We start from the raw sequence: 15740 nt of genomic DNA, 5'->3' as shown, positions 1-15740 counted from the left end.
GTCCGCGCGACGTCCCATCACCGCACGTATTCGTCGGCGATACCGAGCACCTCGTCCACGATATCCAATCCGGTGCGCAGCTCGTCCGCCGTCGTGGTGAGCGGCGGCGCGATCTGAAAGCGGTTGCCCGCGTTGAACGGCCACAGCCCACGTTCCTTGGCGGCTGCGGTGACCCGGTTCATCGGTTCGGCGGCCGAACCCGCAGCGGCGAACGGAATCAACGGTTCCCTGGTCTGCGGGTCGCGCACCAGCTCCAGCGCCCAGAAGAATCCGAGACCGCGTGCCTCACCGACACTGGGATGGCGAGATGCCAAGTCCGCCAGCCCCTTTCCGAGCACATCAGCGCCGACCGAGCGGACATGGTCGAGAATGCAGTCGCGTTCGAAGACATTGATCGAGGCGATGCCCGCGGCACAGGCGAGGGGATGTCCGGCGTAGGTGAGTCCGCCGGGATACACCGTATTGTCGTAGCGCTGCGCGATCCGTTCTGCCATCAGCACGCCGCCGAGCGGGACATAACCGGAATTCACGCCCTTGGCGAAAGTGATGATGTCGGGTTCGACGTCGAAGGCCTGTACCGCGAACCACTCACCGACCCGGCCGAATCCGACCATCACCTCATCGGCGATATAGACGATGCCGAATTCGTCGCACAATGCTCGGACACCAGCGAGATAGCCCGGCGGCGGCACGAGCACACCGTTGGTGCCGACCACCGTCTCCAGGATCAGCCCCGCAATGTGTTGCGGCCCTTCCAGTTCGATGACCTGGCGCAGATGCCGCAGCGCCGCCGCCGTCTCCTCCTCGGGAGTTGTTGTTTCCCAAGGGGATCGGTAGGGATACGGCCCGAAGAAGCGGACCACGTCGACATTGGTCGGCTCCGCACCCCAGCGCCGCGGCTCACCGGTCAGCCCGATCGCGACGCCGGTGCCACCGTGATACGAGCGGTAGGCGGAAAGCATTTTGGTGCGGCCGGTGTAGCTACGGGCCAGCCGCACCGCGTGTTCGACGGCCTCCGCGCCACCGGTGGTGAACAGAATCCGGCTCAGCTCGCCCGGTGCGCGGTCGACGATCAGCCTGGCCAATTCACTGCGCGCCTCGTTGCCGACGGTCGGTGAGATGGTCGTGAGCTTCTGTGCCTGATCGACAATGGCCGCGACGATATCCGGGTGTTGGTGGCCGATATTGACATTCACCAGCTGGGAGGAGAAGTCGAGGTAGCGTTTGCCGCTCTCCTCCCAGAACCACGAGCCCGACGCACCGACGACCGGCACCGGATTCAGGGTCGCCTGGGCGCTCCAGGGATAGAAGACGTGATCTGACCCGCTCATGGGGCGAATTCTCCCTTCGAACCTGGATATAACAGCACTGTGGCACCATAGCCCGATTGCGGCGGCCGCGCGGCTGGAGGCACGGTCTGTGACAAGAATTGTCCCGCCGGTGATTCCACACAGGTCCGAAGTCCTCGGCTAGGCCGTCGCGCATCCCGGAGCCACGGCACAACTGCTCGCCTCGATGCGTCGCCATCGCCCGACCGCGGCCAGGTACTCATTGCGTCCGGTCGATACGCACGGACAGACCATGGACCGTCGAGCAGGTCGCCTCACGGGCCCGGAAGCCGGATGATCGCCTCGGCTGGCATATCAGCGGCGAAATAGCCGTCCTGCCCCGCGTTCTGCTTGTTGCCTCACCGCCACGCGGTCGCTGCTTCTCGGTCCCGATATACGCACTCGACGACATTGTGCAACAACCGACCGCGGGATCACCCCTCCTGCAGCACAACAAAATACAACTGTCGCGTCAGCGTCCAACGCGAAGCGCTTTGCTTCCGGGGAGAAACTTCAATTTCGAGGCATCCAACGTATCTGTGCAGTACTGGACGGAAGAAACAAGACTTTTCATGCACTTTCCTTGACGAAATGGTCTATCCACCGGCAGGCGACGGCGATTGGCTCGAGTAGGGATCGGCCGAGTGGTGTCAACGCGTATTCGACTCGGGGTGGGTGCTCGTCATAGGTGGTCCGGGTGATCAGCTTGGATTCCTGCATCGCGCGTAGCGATTCGGTGAGAACCTTTGGAGTAATCCCGATAAGGACTGTTTCCAGCTCTGAGAATCGTCGGGGAGCGTCCGAGAGGCACACCACGATCTTCGCCGTCCATTTTCCGCCGATCTGGATCGGAGGTCTGAGCGGAAGACAGTTCGCGAACATGTCGGGATCCAACGGGTGGTTCATGTTCCTATCCTTGCAGTAAGGGACACCTCAGGGTCTACCGTCGCGGCATGGACGTCGATGTGATCATTGTCGGAGCTGGGCCTACCGGGCTGACCCTCGCCATAGAGCTGGGCTTGGCTGGAGTATCCACAGTTGTGCTGGAGCGGCTGAACGAACCGAGCGGGCAATCCAAAGCGCTCGGGCTGCAACCGCGTACCGCGGAACTCCTCGAGTCGCGTGGACTGCTCGACCGCGTCAGCGATGAAGCGATCCAGCGCGTGCCGGCTGGGCATTTCGCCGGATTGCGGCTCGATTTCAGCGCTTGGGACACCCCGCACCCATACATGATCGGCATCCCCCAGGTGCGCGTGGAGGCGATCCTGGAGGCCAGAGCCGCAGATCTGGGTGCCATCGTGTTGCGCGGCCACGAGCTGACCGAGATCGCCAAGGACGGGGAGGGGGTTGTCGCGATGGCGGGTTCCCAGCGGCTGCGCGGCCGCTACCTTGTCGGCTGTGATGGCGCGCGCAGCACGGTGCGGGAGTTGCTTGGAATCGAGTTCCCTGGGCTGGACGGACGGTTGCGTATGGCAGTCACGGACCTCACACTGACCGGACCCGTACCGACCTCTTGGTCGATACCCGAGATGTCGCCCTCTCGGTTGGGCAAAGGTTATCTGGCCCCGATCGGACAGAACGTATATCGATTTCTTTTCTATGGCCCAGAGCAGCGTGATCTTTCCCGGGACGCGCCGATCACCATAGGCGAGGTGGACAGGGCGCTCGCGGTGTCCTTCGGCTCCGAGGTGAAGGCGAGCGATATTCGTTGGGGTTCTCGCTTCACCGACGCCTCACGACAGGTCTCGACCTATCGCCACGGCCGCGTCTTGCTCGCGGGGGATGCCGCGCACATCCATTCACCAATGGGCGGGCAAGGGCTGAATCTCGGAATGCAGGACGCCTTCAATCTGGGGTGGAAGCTGGCTGCCGAGGTCAAGGGCTGGGCTGCGGATGGCCTGCTCGATACTTATCAGACGGAACGGCATCCTGTGGCCGCGCGGGTGCTGGCGAACACTCGCGCCCAGAGCGTATTGCTCATGCCCGATGAGGAGAATCTGGCGTTGCGCACGATTGTCGAGGAGTTGCTGAAACTGCCGCAAGCCAACAAGTTTGTCGCGGGCATGATGTCCGGGCTCGATATTCGCTACCCGTTGCCGGGAGAGCCACATCCTCTCCTCGGGCGGCGCCTGCCCGGCCTCGAGCAAAGGACTGGGCGTGCGGTTCTGTTGGCGAGAGGAGACCGGCTACGGGCATGCCTCGCGCAGTGGTCGGATCACATCGATTACGTGGTGACACAGCGCGACCTGGACGTGGAGGCCGTACTGGTGCGGCCTGATGGGTATGTGTGCTGGGCGGGCTCGGACGTCGCGTCACTGACGCAAGCTGTTTCAGCCCAATGGGTTCAGCGCGAGGCGTCGGGTAGTTCCGATCGGTGAACGCACCCCTGGCCACAGAATCGGACGTCTGACGCGAGCCGAGTTCGAGCAGATCCAGTAGTCGCCTCGACGGGACGTGATCAGTGTGCGGATTCGGCTGCTTTCTGGTTGCCGAGAGTCTTGATGTGCGCGTCGTAGCGTCGGGCCAGCATGAGTTGAGATGTTCTGCCCATCAACCTGATTCAAACGTTCTTTCAGTTGCTTGGGGTCCTGGTCATGGATACAGCGCCTCGACAGTTGACCCTGACGCAGGGTCAACCTCTCAGGATTGACGGCATGACTGCGAAAACCAATTACTTCACGGTCCGCCGCGGCGGCGTCACGATTCCGGTATCCCGCGGCGGTCGGGGACGACTGCTGATCCTGTGCCCCGGACTCCTCACGACACAGGCTGATCTGCATGAGCTGATCACGCTGCTGCGGCGCGATCATGACGTGGTGACCTTCGACCTGCGGGGTCATGGCGTCTCCACGGGCGCCGACCAGTACTCGTTCGAGGCGTTCCTGGGTGATTTCGTCGCTGTGATGGCGCAGGTGAGACGCCTCGACCTGCCCTCGGCGCCCATGCTCGTGGGCCACTCGCTCGGCGCGGACCTTGTCGTGCACTATGCCTCCGAGCATCCCGGCATCGTCACGGAGATGGTTCTCATCGACGGGGCGAACCCGGTGCCCGAACCATTCATCACCGAGGCCGACCTGCCGGAGTTCCGCGCAATGTTCGACGGCCTGGCGACGTGGATCGAGGGTAGCGAAGGCACCCCGCGTCAGGTGCTGCTCACCGCACAGGAAATGCTCGACCTGAATCTCGAGGTGGATGTAGTGCGCTCTGCAATCCTGGACCGGTATCGGAAGATTGATCGTCCGATCAGCATGATCATGTCGACATCGATGGCCGGCGACAGCGGCGAAGGGCGTGCACCATGGCGCAATCAGAACTGGCGGGCTGGTATCGAGCGGCTGGTCCGCGAGCAGCCGCACATTTCCACATCGTGGCTCGACGCCGGTCACGGGCTGCTTGTCACCCACGCCCAGGAAATCGCCCGGATCATCCGGAACACGCAGGCCCAGCCTGCCCGGCCAGTTCGTCATAGTTCCCAGGTCTAGGAGACTAGTCAAATGCTGACCATCGGCGAGGTGGCGTTGTACGCCGGAGTGACAGTACGAGCGGTGCGGCACTATCACGCCAAGGGGCTGCTGCCGGAACCAGAACGAGATCACTCCGGTTATCGGAGGTACGACGCCGCTACTGTGGTCGAGCTGATCAGGATCCGGACGCTCGCCGAGGCCGGGGTTCCATTGGCGCGCGTGCGGGAGCTCCTCCAAGCCGACGCCGAGGAGTTCGCGGCGTCGGTCGCAGACATCGACAGGCAGCTGCGGGCAGAGATCAGGCAGCGGCAGCGGCTCCGCAAGCGGATCGCCCGCCTCACTGCCGGGGACAACCTGGCACTGCCTCCGGAGCTGATCGAATTTCTCGACCAACTGCGGACGCTCGGGGTCGATGAGCGGATCGTCCAGGTCGAACGCGACGGCTGGATCCCGTTGGTCGCGCGTTCGCCCCAGCGGGTCCCGGAGTGGATCACACGCAAGCGAAAGGAGATCGCCGACCCGCAGCTCATCGACTTCTATCGCACGCTGGGCCAGGCTCTGGATCGGACCGACGACCGAAAGCTTGCCGAGTTGGCCGACAAGATGGCCTCGTATATCACGCTGATAGCCGACGAACAGGGCGAGGACTATCTCAATGAGCCCGACATCGAGCCACTGTTGGTCGAACTGCTGGACACGCTGGCGTTCGACACCTGGCCGCCGGCCCGCCGACTGATCGAGCTGCTGAAGAAGCGAGGCTGGAGCGGCTGGACCAAGCTCGAGCGAATAGACGCATCGTAGGGGTGTCGAAATCTGACTTGCGCCAATAAATCCAGCGGAAGATCGACCTGACGTTCTGCTACATATCTGACGCAGTCCTGCTCAGTCCACACGACCCACGTCACCTCAACCGGCAACGGACAGCCCGTCTCAACACGCCACTCTGAAACCCTGAAGGGTCTTTTCAGCCTTGGTCCTACCCGGGGCGATCGAGTCGTCCAGAAGACGTTGTCTACGATGGGATTCCGGCTGCTCTCACTATGTCGCGGCCTCGGCGAAATCTCCCACGTGGTCGGCCGCCCAGCGGGCGAAGGTGGTCGCGGAACGGCCGATGATCTCCGAGACCGAATCTGTCGGAGCAACCGGGTGTTCGGCCATGCCGCCGAGCACGTTGTCGACATACCAGCTTGCGGTGTCACCCATCTCGGAGCGGAACACCTCGACCGCCTCGTCGCGCGACACCGGGATGAACGGGATGTCGCGGCCGAGCGCCACGCCCAGCTGCCGGACGAGTTCCGTGCGCGTCAGGATCTCTGGCCCGGCCAGGCTGTAGGATTTGCCGGCATGCTCGTCCCCGAGCAGCGCGGTGGCGGCTACCTCGGCGATGTCGTCCATGGCGATGGGCGCGCTGGCGGTGCTCGGATATGGTTCCCGCACCGCACCGGTGTCGCGGATCTGCTTGGCCCAGATCCTGGCATTCTCCATGAAGTCTCCCGGCCACAGATGTGTCCACTCCAGGCCACTCGTCTCGACGGCCTCTGTCACGCTGCCCCACCAGCTTTCGGGCTCGCCGGACAAATCGACGACCCGCTGTACCCCCGCCGCGCGCGCCAGCGTGAGGACCTCGGTGACGGTATCCGGGGTGGGAGCCAGATACATGCAGTCGACACCCTCGAAGGCAGTCGGCAGGCTGTCGAGTCTGCGCAGGTAACCCGAGATCACCTCGACCCGGTCCGGAAGTGCCGCTCGCCGTGGATCATTCGTCAGCACCCGCACATCCGTCGCGCCCATGGTCAGGAGATGGTCGACGACCTTGCGGCCGATGTTTCCCGTCGCTCCTGTTACCAGGATCTTCATACTGCTCCTCCCACACTGGTTCAAGGCCGTCCTCCAGTCTGCTCCGACACCCGAACGTCGGCATACGCGCTGTCCAATCGAGATCGGCTCGCAGGAACGCGAGACCTCATCCAGCGAAACGTTTCAGCCTTTCGAGCAACCCCGTCAAACCGCTTTGCAGAACGCCGTCGTCACCAATGTCCATGCCGTGGGTGACTTCATGCCACGGCCCGAGTTGATGCCAAATCAGCGCACGCCGACGGAGGTCGGCGGTGAGGCCATACGCGTCGGCGACAGCGTCCGCAAAATCTGTCGATGCACCGTATAGTGGCCAAGCTAGATCGTTCGCGGCATCACCGAGATGCACGTCGCCGAAGTCGATCACCCCAGCAAGACGACCTCCGTCCACCAACACATGCTCAGGTCCAAGGTCGCCGTGGACCACCGTATCCGCCGGGAATTTCCGCGCGGCGTCGAGGACCGCTAGTGCCGAATCTCGTTGAGCCGCTGGAATCAACGGCATCACGTCAGCCCGGAAACGGCTGATTGTCGCTACCCGGCTGCTCCTGGTTTCCTCCGCTGGCGGCAAGCCGTGCCGGACCGCTTCGGTCGCGGGACTGGCGTGAAGGGCGCGAAGAAATCTTCCAATCGCGAGCCCATGCTCGACATCAGCCGACACGATTGCCTTACCAGGCACGAGCGCATGACGTACTACCAATGGCGTCTCGCTCACCATCGATGGGATCGGCACCTGCAGCGGCAGCAGAGGTGCCAGCCAAGGCATCAGTTCAGTCTCCCGCCGGAGTTGGTCCGCGACCTCTGGTCGCCGCGGGCGGCGCTCGACCCAGCAACCGTCGATCAGCGCAGCAAAGCTATCCCATCCCTCAGAGAACTCCACGCTCCCGACGTTACGGCATAGATGATCACTGCATTCGGGCCGCGCGCGCCTCAGAAGCGAGTAGTTCAGAGAAGCCGGCATCCGCTGCCGAGAGCACCGAATGTCGATGCGCGAGTTGGCCGATCGCCACGGCGCACCAAAGCTGTCACCACCGCCCCCACTGGCGGACCGCCACAACCTTCCCACCAACCAGAACGGCCGCCGCGTCGTTCATGGAAGCTGGCCGGACCGTTCATCTTTCACATTCGGCCAGCAACACGAATCAGTCCGAAGTCAACGGCACGGCACTATTCTTACAATACGTCCAATGGTGGGGACTTGGGGAAGACGACTGGCAGCGCCGCCAGCGCTCGGTGGAACGGCCCCGGCCGCCAGGTCAATTCCTCGGCCGGGATGGCCAGCCGCATCTCGGGTAGCGCATCGAGCAACTGGTCGATGGCGTCTTCGGCAATCAATGACGCCAACCGCGTCGCAGGGCACGCGTGCGGCCCGGTGCTCCACGCCAGATGCGAACGATTACCGAGGAAGTCGCCGGAGATCGCAGGGTCGTTGTTGCAAGCGGACAAGCTGATGAGGACCGGCTGGTGTGCAGGCAGCCAGGTGTCATCGATCAGGATCGGCTGCCGCGGGTAGGTGGTGGCCAAGTTTGCTACCGGTGGATCGGTGAACAAGACTTCATCGAGTGCGTCGCGTGTCGACAGGCTGCCACCGAGCACATCGGCTGCGAACCGGTCGTCGGTAAGAATCAGCAGCAGCGTGTTGACGATCAGGTTCTGCTGCGGCTCCAATGCCGCACCGTAGAGGGTGATGATGTTCGCCAGGGTCTCTTCCACATCGAGATCCGCGGGGTGTTGCACCATTCGTGTGACGATGTCGTCGCCAGGCTCAGCTCGTTTGCATGCGATCAGCTCCAGTAGTGCTTCGCTGAGCATCGCCATGCCCAGACCGGCGTTGTCGTCGACGGAGTTGAACAGGTGCGCCATGCCGGTCGCGACCCGGATGCCCAGTTCCGGTGGGCAACCCAACATGTCGTTGAGGCCCGCGAAGACCAGCGGGAACGCATACTGGCTGAGCAAGTCGGCCTCGCCTGCCCCGCAGAAGGTGTTGATCAGCGGGATGGCCATCCTCTCCACAGCGGCGTGCCGACTGTACAAGTTCACTCCATCGATCGCCGCGACATTGACTTGCCGATACCTGGCATGCGCTACGCCCGCGCTGCGCAGCGGCCCCGGATACCACCTCATCAACGGCTTGACCGGGCAGCTGTCGGGAACCTTCTCCTGCCAGACCCGGGGATCGGCCGGGAAGTGTTCCGGATCGTTGAGGATCCGTACCGCCTCGTGGTATCCGATCACCAAGGTGGCGGGCACCCCCGGCGCCAGTTCCACCGGCACAAAGGAACCGAAACGCCGGCGCATCTCGCGATAGGCGTCATGCGGATCCGCAGCGAACTCGGCGGTGTACAACGCAATAGATGAGCCGTCGACGGCGGCCGACGAACCGGTGGGAGTGGTCAAATTCGTGACTCCTGACGCGCGTGAAACAGGAACTCCGACAACATTGTTCGCCGCTTCGAGCATCCCTGGCGCACTAACGCCAACGTCATGCTGCCACTACTCGGATCGGCACGCGGCCGACCCTAGCCTCTCCCAGCGCGCACCGCCCAGGAAACCCCCCGACTAACACCGCCAGATCATCACTGCCGGACTACCACAGTTGATTCCGACGAGGTCACCATCACTCGACCTCGGCCGTCGCCGTGACCGGATGCGCCAGCCTGGGCAGCACCGACTCCCCATACGCCGCCAAGGTGGCGGTCTTGGCATCGTGCTGGAGATAGACCGCGAACTGGTCGACACCCAACTTCTCCAGCTCGTGCAGCCGGGCCAACTGCTCATCGGGCGTGCCGATCACACAGAAGCGGTCCACGATGGCGTTCGGCACGAATTCGGCATGGGTACTGCCCGCGCGGCCGTGCTCGTTGTAGTCGTAGCCCTGACGACCTGCGATGTAGTCGGTGAGCGCGGCCGGAATATCGCCGTAGCTGCCGTATTTCGCGACGATATCGGCGACGTGATTGCCGACCATGCCGCCGAACCAGCGGCACTGTTCCCGGGCATGTGCCGTCGCGGCATCGGACCCATCGGTGACGTAGGCTGGCGCCGCCACACAGACCTTCACCGCTCCGGGCGCGCGCCCCACCTTCTCGGCGGCCGCCCGCACCCGGGCGATCGTCCAAGCGGTGATATCCGGGTCAGCGAGTTGCAGAATGAATCCGTCGGCGACCTCGCCGGTCAGCGCGAGCGCGCGCGGACCGTATCCCGCCACCCACACCTCGAGCCGAGAGGCGCTCGCCCACGGGAAGCGCACCATGGTGTCGCCGAGGCGGGCGCTGCGACCGTTGCCGAGTTCCCTGATCACCTCGATGGATTCGCGCAGGGTCGCCAGGGTGGTCGGTTTGCCGCCGAGCGTGCGCACCGCGGAGTCACCGCGGCCGATCCCGCAGATGGTGCGGTTGCCGAACATATCGTTGAGCGTCGCGAAGGTCGACGCGGTTACCGTCCAGTCCCTGGTGGCCGGATTGGTGACCATCGGGCCGACGACCACCTTGCGGGTGGCAGCCAGAATCTGGCTGTGGATGACGTAGGGCTCCTGCCACAGCAGGTGCGAGTCGAAGGTCCATACATGTGAAAAGCCGTATGTCTCCGCCTGTCTGGCCAGTTCGACCACCCGCGAGGCGGGGGGCGTGCATTGCAGCACCACACCGATATCCATGCGGCACTCTCCATTTCAATCAGGCCGTTGCCGGTCGAATCAGGCCATTCGAGTCAGATCAGATTCTGGGACAGTTCACGGGCGATGAACCGGCCGTGACCGACACTGCCCAGATAGGCACCGTCGTCGACGATCACGCGACCGCGCGAGAGCACCGTGTCGACGTGTCCGTCGATCTCGAAGCCCTCCCACGCCGAATGATCCATATTCATGTGGTGGGTCTTGTCGAACCCGATGCTGGTGTGCCCGTTCGGGTCATAGATGACGATGTCGGCGTCGGCGCCCGGACTGATGACGCCCTTGTGCGGATACATCCCGAACATGCGCGCCGGAGCGGTGCAACAGACCTCGACCCAGCGCTCCAGTGCGATCAGCCCGTTTTTGACGCCCTGGAACATCAGATCCATCCGATGTTCGACGCCGCCGATGCCATTCGGGATCTTGCTGAAATCGCCTAGCCCCAGCTCTTTCTGATCCTTCATGCAGAAGGGGCAGTGGTCGGTGCTCACCGATGTGACATCACCGGTGCGAAGATAGCGCCACAGCTCGTCTTGATGCCCCTCTGCCTTCGCGCGCAGCGGCGTCGAGCACACCCATTTCGCCCCCTCGAAACCTGGTGCGCCCAAATGCTCTTCGAGCGACAGGTACAGATATTGCGGACAGGTTTCACCGAAGACGTTCTGCCCGTTGCCCCGCGCGATCGCGATCTGTTCCATCGCCTGCTCGGCCGATACATGGACGACATACAGCGGCGCATTCGTCAACTGCGCCAACATGATCGCGCGATGGGTCGCCTCCTCCTCCAGCTGCCACGGCCGGGTGACACCGTGGTAGTACGGCGCGGTCTCACCGCGGGCCAGCGCCTGCTCGACCAGCACATCGATGGCAATGCCGTTCTCCGCGTGCATCATCAGCAGCGCGCCGAGCTCGCCGGCCGATTGCATGGCCCGCAGGATCTGACCGTCGTCGGAGTAGAAGACACCGGGATAGGCCATGAACAACTTGAAGCTGGTGACACCTTCGGCCACCAATTCGCTCATCCCCTTGCGGGATTCGTCGTTCACCTCACCGATGATCTGGTGGAAGCCGTAGTCGATCGCACAGTTGCCCGCGGCCTTCTCGTGCCACAGACCGAGGGTGTCCTGCACCCGCTCCCCCGGCTTCTGCACCGCGAAGTCGACAATGGTCGTGGTACCACCCCAGGCGGCGGCGCGGGTACCGGTCTCGAAGGTGTCCGAGGCCTCGGTGCCGCCGAAGGGCAGCTGCATATGGGTATGGCCGTCCACGCCGCCGGGAATCACATATTTGGCGGTCGCGTCGATGACGATATCGGCGGACTCGGCGAGATTCGCGCCCAATGCGATGGCACCGGGTTGCAGGACGGCGACAATGATCTCACCGTCGACGAGTACATCGAGCAATTGCGATCCGGTGGCCGAGACCACCGTGCCGCCGTGAATGAATATCTTCGTCATATCGATATCACCAGACTCAGGGAGCCACCAGCGGTCCGTAGGCGTCGGGGCGGCGATCGCGATAGAACGCCCAGCGGTCGCGCACCACCTTGATCAGATCCATATCGAGGTCACGGACCACCAGTTCGGGATCGGTATCCGAGGCGACCTCTCCGACGAATTTACCTTCTGGATCCACGAAATAGCTGGTTCCGTAGAAATCGTCCTCCCCGTATTCCTCGATGCCGACCCGGTTGATGGCGCCGATGAAATATTCGTTGGCGACCGCCGAGGCCGGTTGCTCCAACTTCCACAGGTATCCGGACAGGCCGCGCGAGGTCGCGGAGGGGTTGAATACGATTTCCGCGCCCGCTAGGCCCAGGGCGCGCCAGCCTTCCGGGAAATGCCGGTCATAGCAGATGTAGACGCCGACCTTGCCGACCGCGGTATCGAAGACCGGCCAGCCCAGATTTCCGGGCCGGAAGTAGAACTTCTCCCAGAACCCGCTGACCTGCGGAATGTGGCGTTTTCGGTATTTGCCGAGGTAACTGCCGTCCGCATCGATGACCGCCGCGGTGTTGTAGAGCAGCCCAGGCTGTTCCTTTTCGTATACCGGCAGGATCATCACCAAGCCTAATTCCTTGGCCAGGGCAGTGAATCGCTCCGTCGTCGGGCCCGGCACCGATTCCGCGTAGTCGTAGAACTTCGTGTCCTGCAACTGGCAGAAGTACGGACCGTAGAACAACTCCTGGAAGCAGATCACCTCGGCGCCCTGCACGGCGGCCTGGCGTGCGTAGTCCTCATGCGCCTTGATCATGGACTCTTTATCACCCGTCCAGTTTGTCTGGACGAGCGCCGCTCGAACGATTCCCATGCTTGGTTATACTTCACCGAAATAAAATTCGGTTGTGTTACAAGATTGCGGAAACAGTTTCGTAGCCGTAAACCTCGCTCACCGCCGCACGCACCCGCGACCATCACGGCCCCACCTACCGTCGCGTTCGCCGCGGTTAGGATCCCGGCTCGATATCGAAGCTGGTCGACCCGGCCGCATCGGCCGGGATGATGGGCACGACCACCGATGACGGGTGCTCGGCATCCTTGTAGATCGTCTGCGTCGCGGGCTGGGTCCGGGCGCTGTCGCCGAAGGGTTCACCGGTATTCGGGTTCGGCGCATACTGCGGATAGTCACTGCTGCTGATGGCGACCCGGATCCGATCGCCTGCCTTGAACTGGTAGCTGGTCGGCCAGATCTTGATGGTGAACGCATAAGGCTGGCCGGGCACCAACGGGGTCGGATCCGACAGGGAATCCCGGAACGCGGCACGGATGATGCCATTGTTGAGGTTGACGGTCGACCCATCGGGTCCGACGACCTCCAGCCGCGCGACGAAGTCGGTATCCAGCGCGGTGGACGAGGCCCATAGTTTCACGGTGATCGGGCCGGTGACCTCGGTCTCGGCGCGCAGCGGATCGGTGCTGTAGGTGAGCACATCCGAACGCTGCTCGACCGCGGTCTGGTCGAACGGGCCTTGCGGACCCGATCCGACCGAGCAGCACGAATGTCCGCCGATACTCGGTGCGGGTGACGCCGGGTCGTAGACATAGCGGTCGACTGCGGCCGGCCCGCTCGGCGCGTGCTCGACAAGTTTGCCGATTCGTCCGGCAGCGCCGTTGGCGCCGCTATCGGCGAAGAAGTATTCCTTCCATTGTGTTTGCGGCAGTGGCCAATTCGATGCCGACTTCCAGCGATTGGCACCCATGAGGTAGTAGTCGACGCGGGGTTTGCCCGCAACACCGCTACCGGTGCCCTCGAGGAAGTGGTCGAACCACGCCAGCATCAGCTCGTTGATCGGGCTGTCACCCACCGGGCCGAGTTGCTCGAGCCGGGGCGCGATCATCGAGGTGGGTCGTCCCCAGCCGAGGTGGTCCCAGGGACCGATCACCAATCGCTGGTTTTGTCGAGCGGGTGCGGCGCCGCGCTCGACCATTCCGGTGAAGTTCTCGATGCCGCCCGCGAGGAATGCGTCGTACCAGCCCTCGATATCGAGCACCGGCACCCGCACATTCGGGTAGCGGTCGCGGATGCTCCACTGCTTCCAGTAGTCGTTGCGCGTCGAGTTGCGGATCCAGTCGAAGTACCACGGTGCGACGGCCGGATTATTCGGCTGTAGCGGCGGAAAGTCTTGGTAGGGACGGTAATTCAGCCACGAAGTGGTGTTCTGCTTATCCGTGCGCAGCTGGTCGGCGGTGGCCTTGTCGCGTCGTTGTTCGGCGGATTCCAGGCCGATGGTGCCCATGGCCCATGGTTCGACGAAGCCGAGCCGGAAGGCCCCGCCTTCGTAGGTCCAACCGTCGTAATAGTCGGAGGCAGTATTCGCGGGCACGATCGCGGCCAGATGCGGCGGCGTCTCGATGGCGGCGAGCCATTGTGTCGCACCGACATACGACGAGCCGTACATGCCGACCTTGCCGTTCGAACCGGGCAGTTGCGCGGCCCATTCCACGGTGTCGTAGCCATCGTGGGTGTCATTGCCGAACTCGGTGAATGTGCCGTCGGAGCTGCCGATACCGCGGATGTCCTGGATGACCACCAGATAGCAGTGCGAGGCGAACCAGTCGGGAGTGCGATAGCGCGAGGGCTGGATCTGCGCGGCGGCCTTGCCGTACTGGGTGCGCATCAGGAGCACCGGCACCGAATCGCTGGTCTGCGGACGGTATACGTCGGCACGCAGCACCGTGCCGTCGCGCATCGTCGCCGGGACGTCGGCCTGCTTGTCGACAGCACAGTGGCCACGGTCGTCATTCGGCGGCCAGGTACCCGTTTGCGAGGTCGATTTCGTATCGGTGCTCGTCGTGCAACCACCCACCAGAATGCCGACACAAGCCACCGCAGTACACCAGCGAAGAACCCCGAATACATACCCGGACATGTCGATGCACCTCCCATGGAGGCCATGTCACCGGAGAGTCGATACGTGCCGAACCAGTTTGCCGATCAGATGCGCCTCCGTCGCAGCTATGCTATCCGACCAGTCGGCACGCATCCGCGGATTTTCATTGCCACACAGTCGCAATACGCATCTCGTTCCGCTGGAGGCTTCGAGATGGAATGATCCGCTCAGCATCGACCGATGCGATACACAACAGAAGGAGACCTCGACCGGTGAGCAGTGACGTGCAGGCGCGGCAATTCGACCACCATCAGCCCACCGGGCAGCATCGCAGAATCGGGACTGCCCTGCTACGAGGCCTCGGTGTACTCGCCGTCGGCACCACCCTCGCGATCTTCGCCACAGGCGGGGTATCGGCGGATCCGGGTACACCGGTCGCCGGATGCGTGGCGCCCGATTCGGCCAAGCCGGAAAACAAGCAGTGGGCCACCGAGCCCGCGATGACGATCGACCCTGGCGCGAAGTACACAGCACAGCTGGAAACCACCTGCGGCACAGTGAATATTGCCTTGGAGGCGGCCCGCGCACCGCGCACGGTGAACTCCTTCGTCTTTCTGGCGGGGCAGAAGTATTTCGACCACACCCAGTGCCACCGCATGACCACCTCGGGCATCTACGTCCTGCAATGCGGTGATCCCACCGCCACCGGCACAGGCGGTCCGGGCTACCAGTTCCCGAACGAGAACCTGGACGGCGCCACCTATCCGGCGGGCACGGTCGCGATGGCCAATGCCGGTCCCGACACCAATGGCAGCCAGTTCTTCCTGGTCTACAAGGACACCAAGCTGCCGCCGGAATACACCCCGTTCGGCAAGATCACCGGCGGTCTGGACGTCCTGCAGCGCGTCGCCGATGCGGGCGTAGCCGGCGGTGACGACGGTCGCCCGAACGCCGATGTCGTCCTGAATTCGGTGACAACCGCTCAGAGCTGATCGACATAAGCTGATGGCGGTGTCGTCCATGGCGACACCGCCATCGGTCTTCGGTGACCCCGCAGAAGTACTTGACTTGGAGCGCACTCCAGGTCATAG

The 15740-nt window shown here is 63.3% G+C and carries 13 protein-coding genes; 4 read left to right on the top strand and 9 right to left on the bottom strand.

What is annotated here, in order from left to right; genetic code table 11:
- Positions 1-17: 17 nt before the first annotated feature.
- Both AB0L63_RS05630 and AB0L63_RS05625 read right to left on the bottom strand, forming a co-directional pair.
- Entirely contained in the window at positions 18-1331 is a 1314-nt protein-coding gene (locus AB0L63_RS05630; protein WP_364495050.1) for an aspartate aminotransferase family protein, read from the bottom strand.
- Positions 1332-1898: 567 nt separating this feature from the next.
- The gene (locus AB0L63_RS05625) at positions 1899-2234 is read right to left on the bottom strand and encodes a helix-turn-helix domain-containing protein (RefSeq protein ID WP_364495047.1); all 336 of its coding nucleotides are present in this window, start codon (positions 2232-2234) and stop codon (positions 1899-1901) included.
- Positions 2235-2281: 47 nt separating this feature from the next.
- Here AB0L63_RS05625 and AB0L63_RS05620 point away from each other — a divergent pair, with 47 nt between their 5' ends.
- From AB0L63_RS05620 to AB0L63_RS05610, 3 genes are all read left to right on the top strand, one after another.
- On the top strand, positions 2282-3706 hold the full coding sequence (locus tag AB0L63_RS05620) for an FAD-dependent monooxygenase (RefSeq protein ID WP_364495045.1): 1425 nt from the start codon (positions 2282-2284) through the stop codon (positions 3704-3706).
- 237 nt (positions 3707-3943) lie between these two features.
- A complete protein-coding gene (locus AB0L63_RS05615) occupies positions 3944-4810 on the top strand; it encodes an alpha/beta fold hydrolase (RefSeq protein WP_364495042.1) in 867 nt (288 codons plus the stop codon).
- A 12-nt stretch (positions 4811-4822) separates the two neighbouring features.
- The gene (locus AB0L63_RS05610) at positions 4823-5593 is read left to right on the top strand and encodes a MerR family transcriptional regulator (RefSeq protein WP_364495039.1); all 771 of its coding nucleotides are present in this window, start codon (positions 4823-4825) and stop codon (positions 5591-5593) included.
- A gap of 237 nt (positions 5594-5830) precedes the next feature.
- Here AB0L63_RS05610 and AB0L63_RS05605 read toward each other — a convergent pair whose 3' ends face one another.
- The 7 genes from AB0L63_RS05605 to AB0L63_RS05575 form a co-directional block, all read right to left on the bottom strand.
- The gene (locus AB0L63_RS05605) at positions 5831-6649 is read right to left on the bottom strand and encodes an NAD(P)H-binding protein (protein WP_364495036.1); all 819 of its coding nucleotides are present in this window, start codon (positions 6647-6649) and stop codon (positions 5831-5833) included.
- A gap of 106 nt (positions 6650-6755) precedes the next feature.
- Positions 6756-7526 carry a phosphotransferase gene (locus AB0L63_RS05600; protein WP_364495033.1) on the bottom strand — a complete coding sequence of 257 codons (771 nt, stop codon included), beginning with the start codon at positions 7524-7526 and terminating at the stop codon, positions 6756-6758.
- 293 nt (positions 7527-7819) lie between these two features.
- Complete coding sequence (locus tag AB0L63_RS05595; protein ID WP_364495029.1) at positions 7820-9043, bottom strand: cytochrome P450; 1224 nt, start codon at positions 9041-9043, stop codon at positions 7820-7822.
- A 220-nt stretch (positions 9044-9263) separates the two neighbouring features.
- On the bottom strand, positions 9264-10301 hold the full coding sequence (locus AB0L63_RS05590) for a TIGR03842 family LLM class F420-dependent oxidoreductase (RefSeq protein WP_364495027.1): 1038 nt from the start codon (positions 10299-10301) through the stop codon (positions 9264-9266).
- A 53-nt stretch (positions 10302-10354) separates the two neighbouring features.
- Entirely contained in the window at positions 10355-11776 is a 1422-nt protein-coding gene (hydA, locus tag AB0L63_RS05585) for a dihydropyrimidinase (RefSeq protein WP_364495024.1), read from the bottom strand.
- Between the two features lie 16 nt (positions 11777-11792).
- Positions 11793-12629 carry a nitrilase-related carbon-nitrogen hydrolase gene (locus AB0L63_RS05580; protein ID WP_364495022.1) on the bottom strand — a complete coding sequence of 279 codons (837 nt, stop codon included), beginning with the start codon at positions 12627-12629 and terminating at the stop codon, positions 11793-11795.
- Between the two features lie 136 nt (positions 12630-12765).
- Positions 12766-14688 carry a CocE/NonD family hydrolase gene (locus AB0L63_RS05575; protein WP_364495019.1) on the bottom strand — a complete coding sequence of 641 codons (1923 nt, stop codon included), beginning with the start codon at positions 14686-14688 and terminating at the stop codon, positions 12766-12768.
- Between the two features lie 233 nt (positions 14689-14921).
- Here AB0L63_RS05575 and AB0L63_RS05570 point away from each other — a divergent pair, with 233 nt between their 5' ends.
- Positions 14922-15641 (top strand): peptidylprolyl isomerase, encoded by a 720-nt coding sequence (locus AB0L63_RS05570; protein WP_364495016.1) that lies wholly within the window; start codon positions 14922-14924, stop codon positions 15639-15641.
- Positions 15642-15740: the final 99 nt, after the last annotated feature.

Origin of the sequence: Nocardia sp. NPDC051990 (assembly GCF_040680755.1) — a bacterium.
Classification (GTDB): Bacteria; Actinomycetota; Actinomycetes; order Mycobacteriales; family Mycobacteriaceae; genus Nocardia.
The sequence above is the reverse complement of the archived record's forward strand: the minus strand, read 5'-3'. Positions and strand labels throughout refer to the sequence as shown.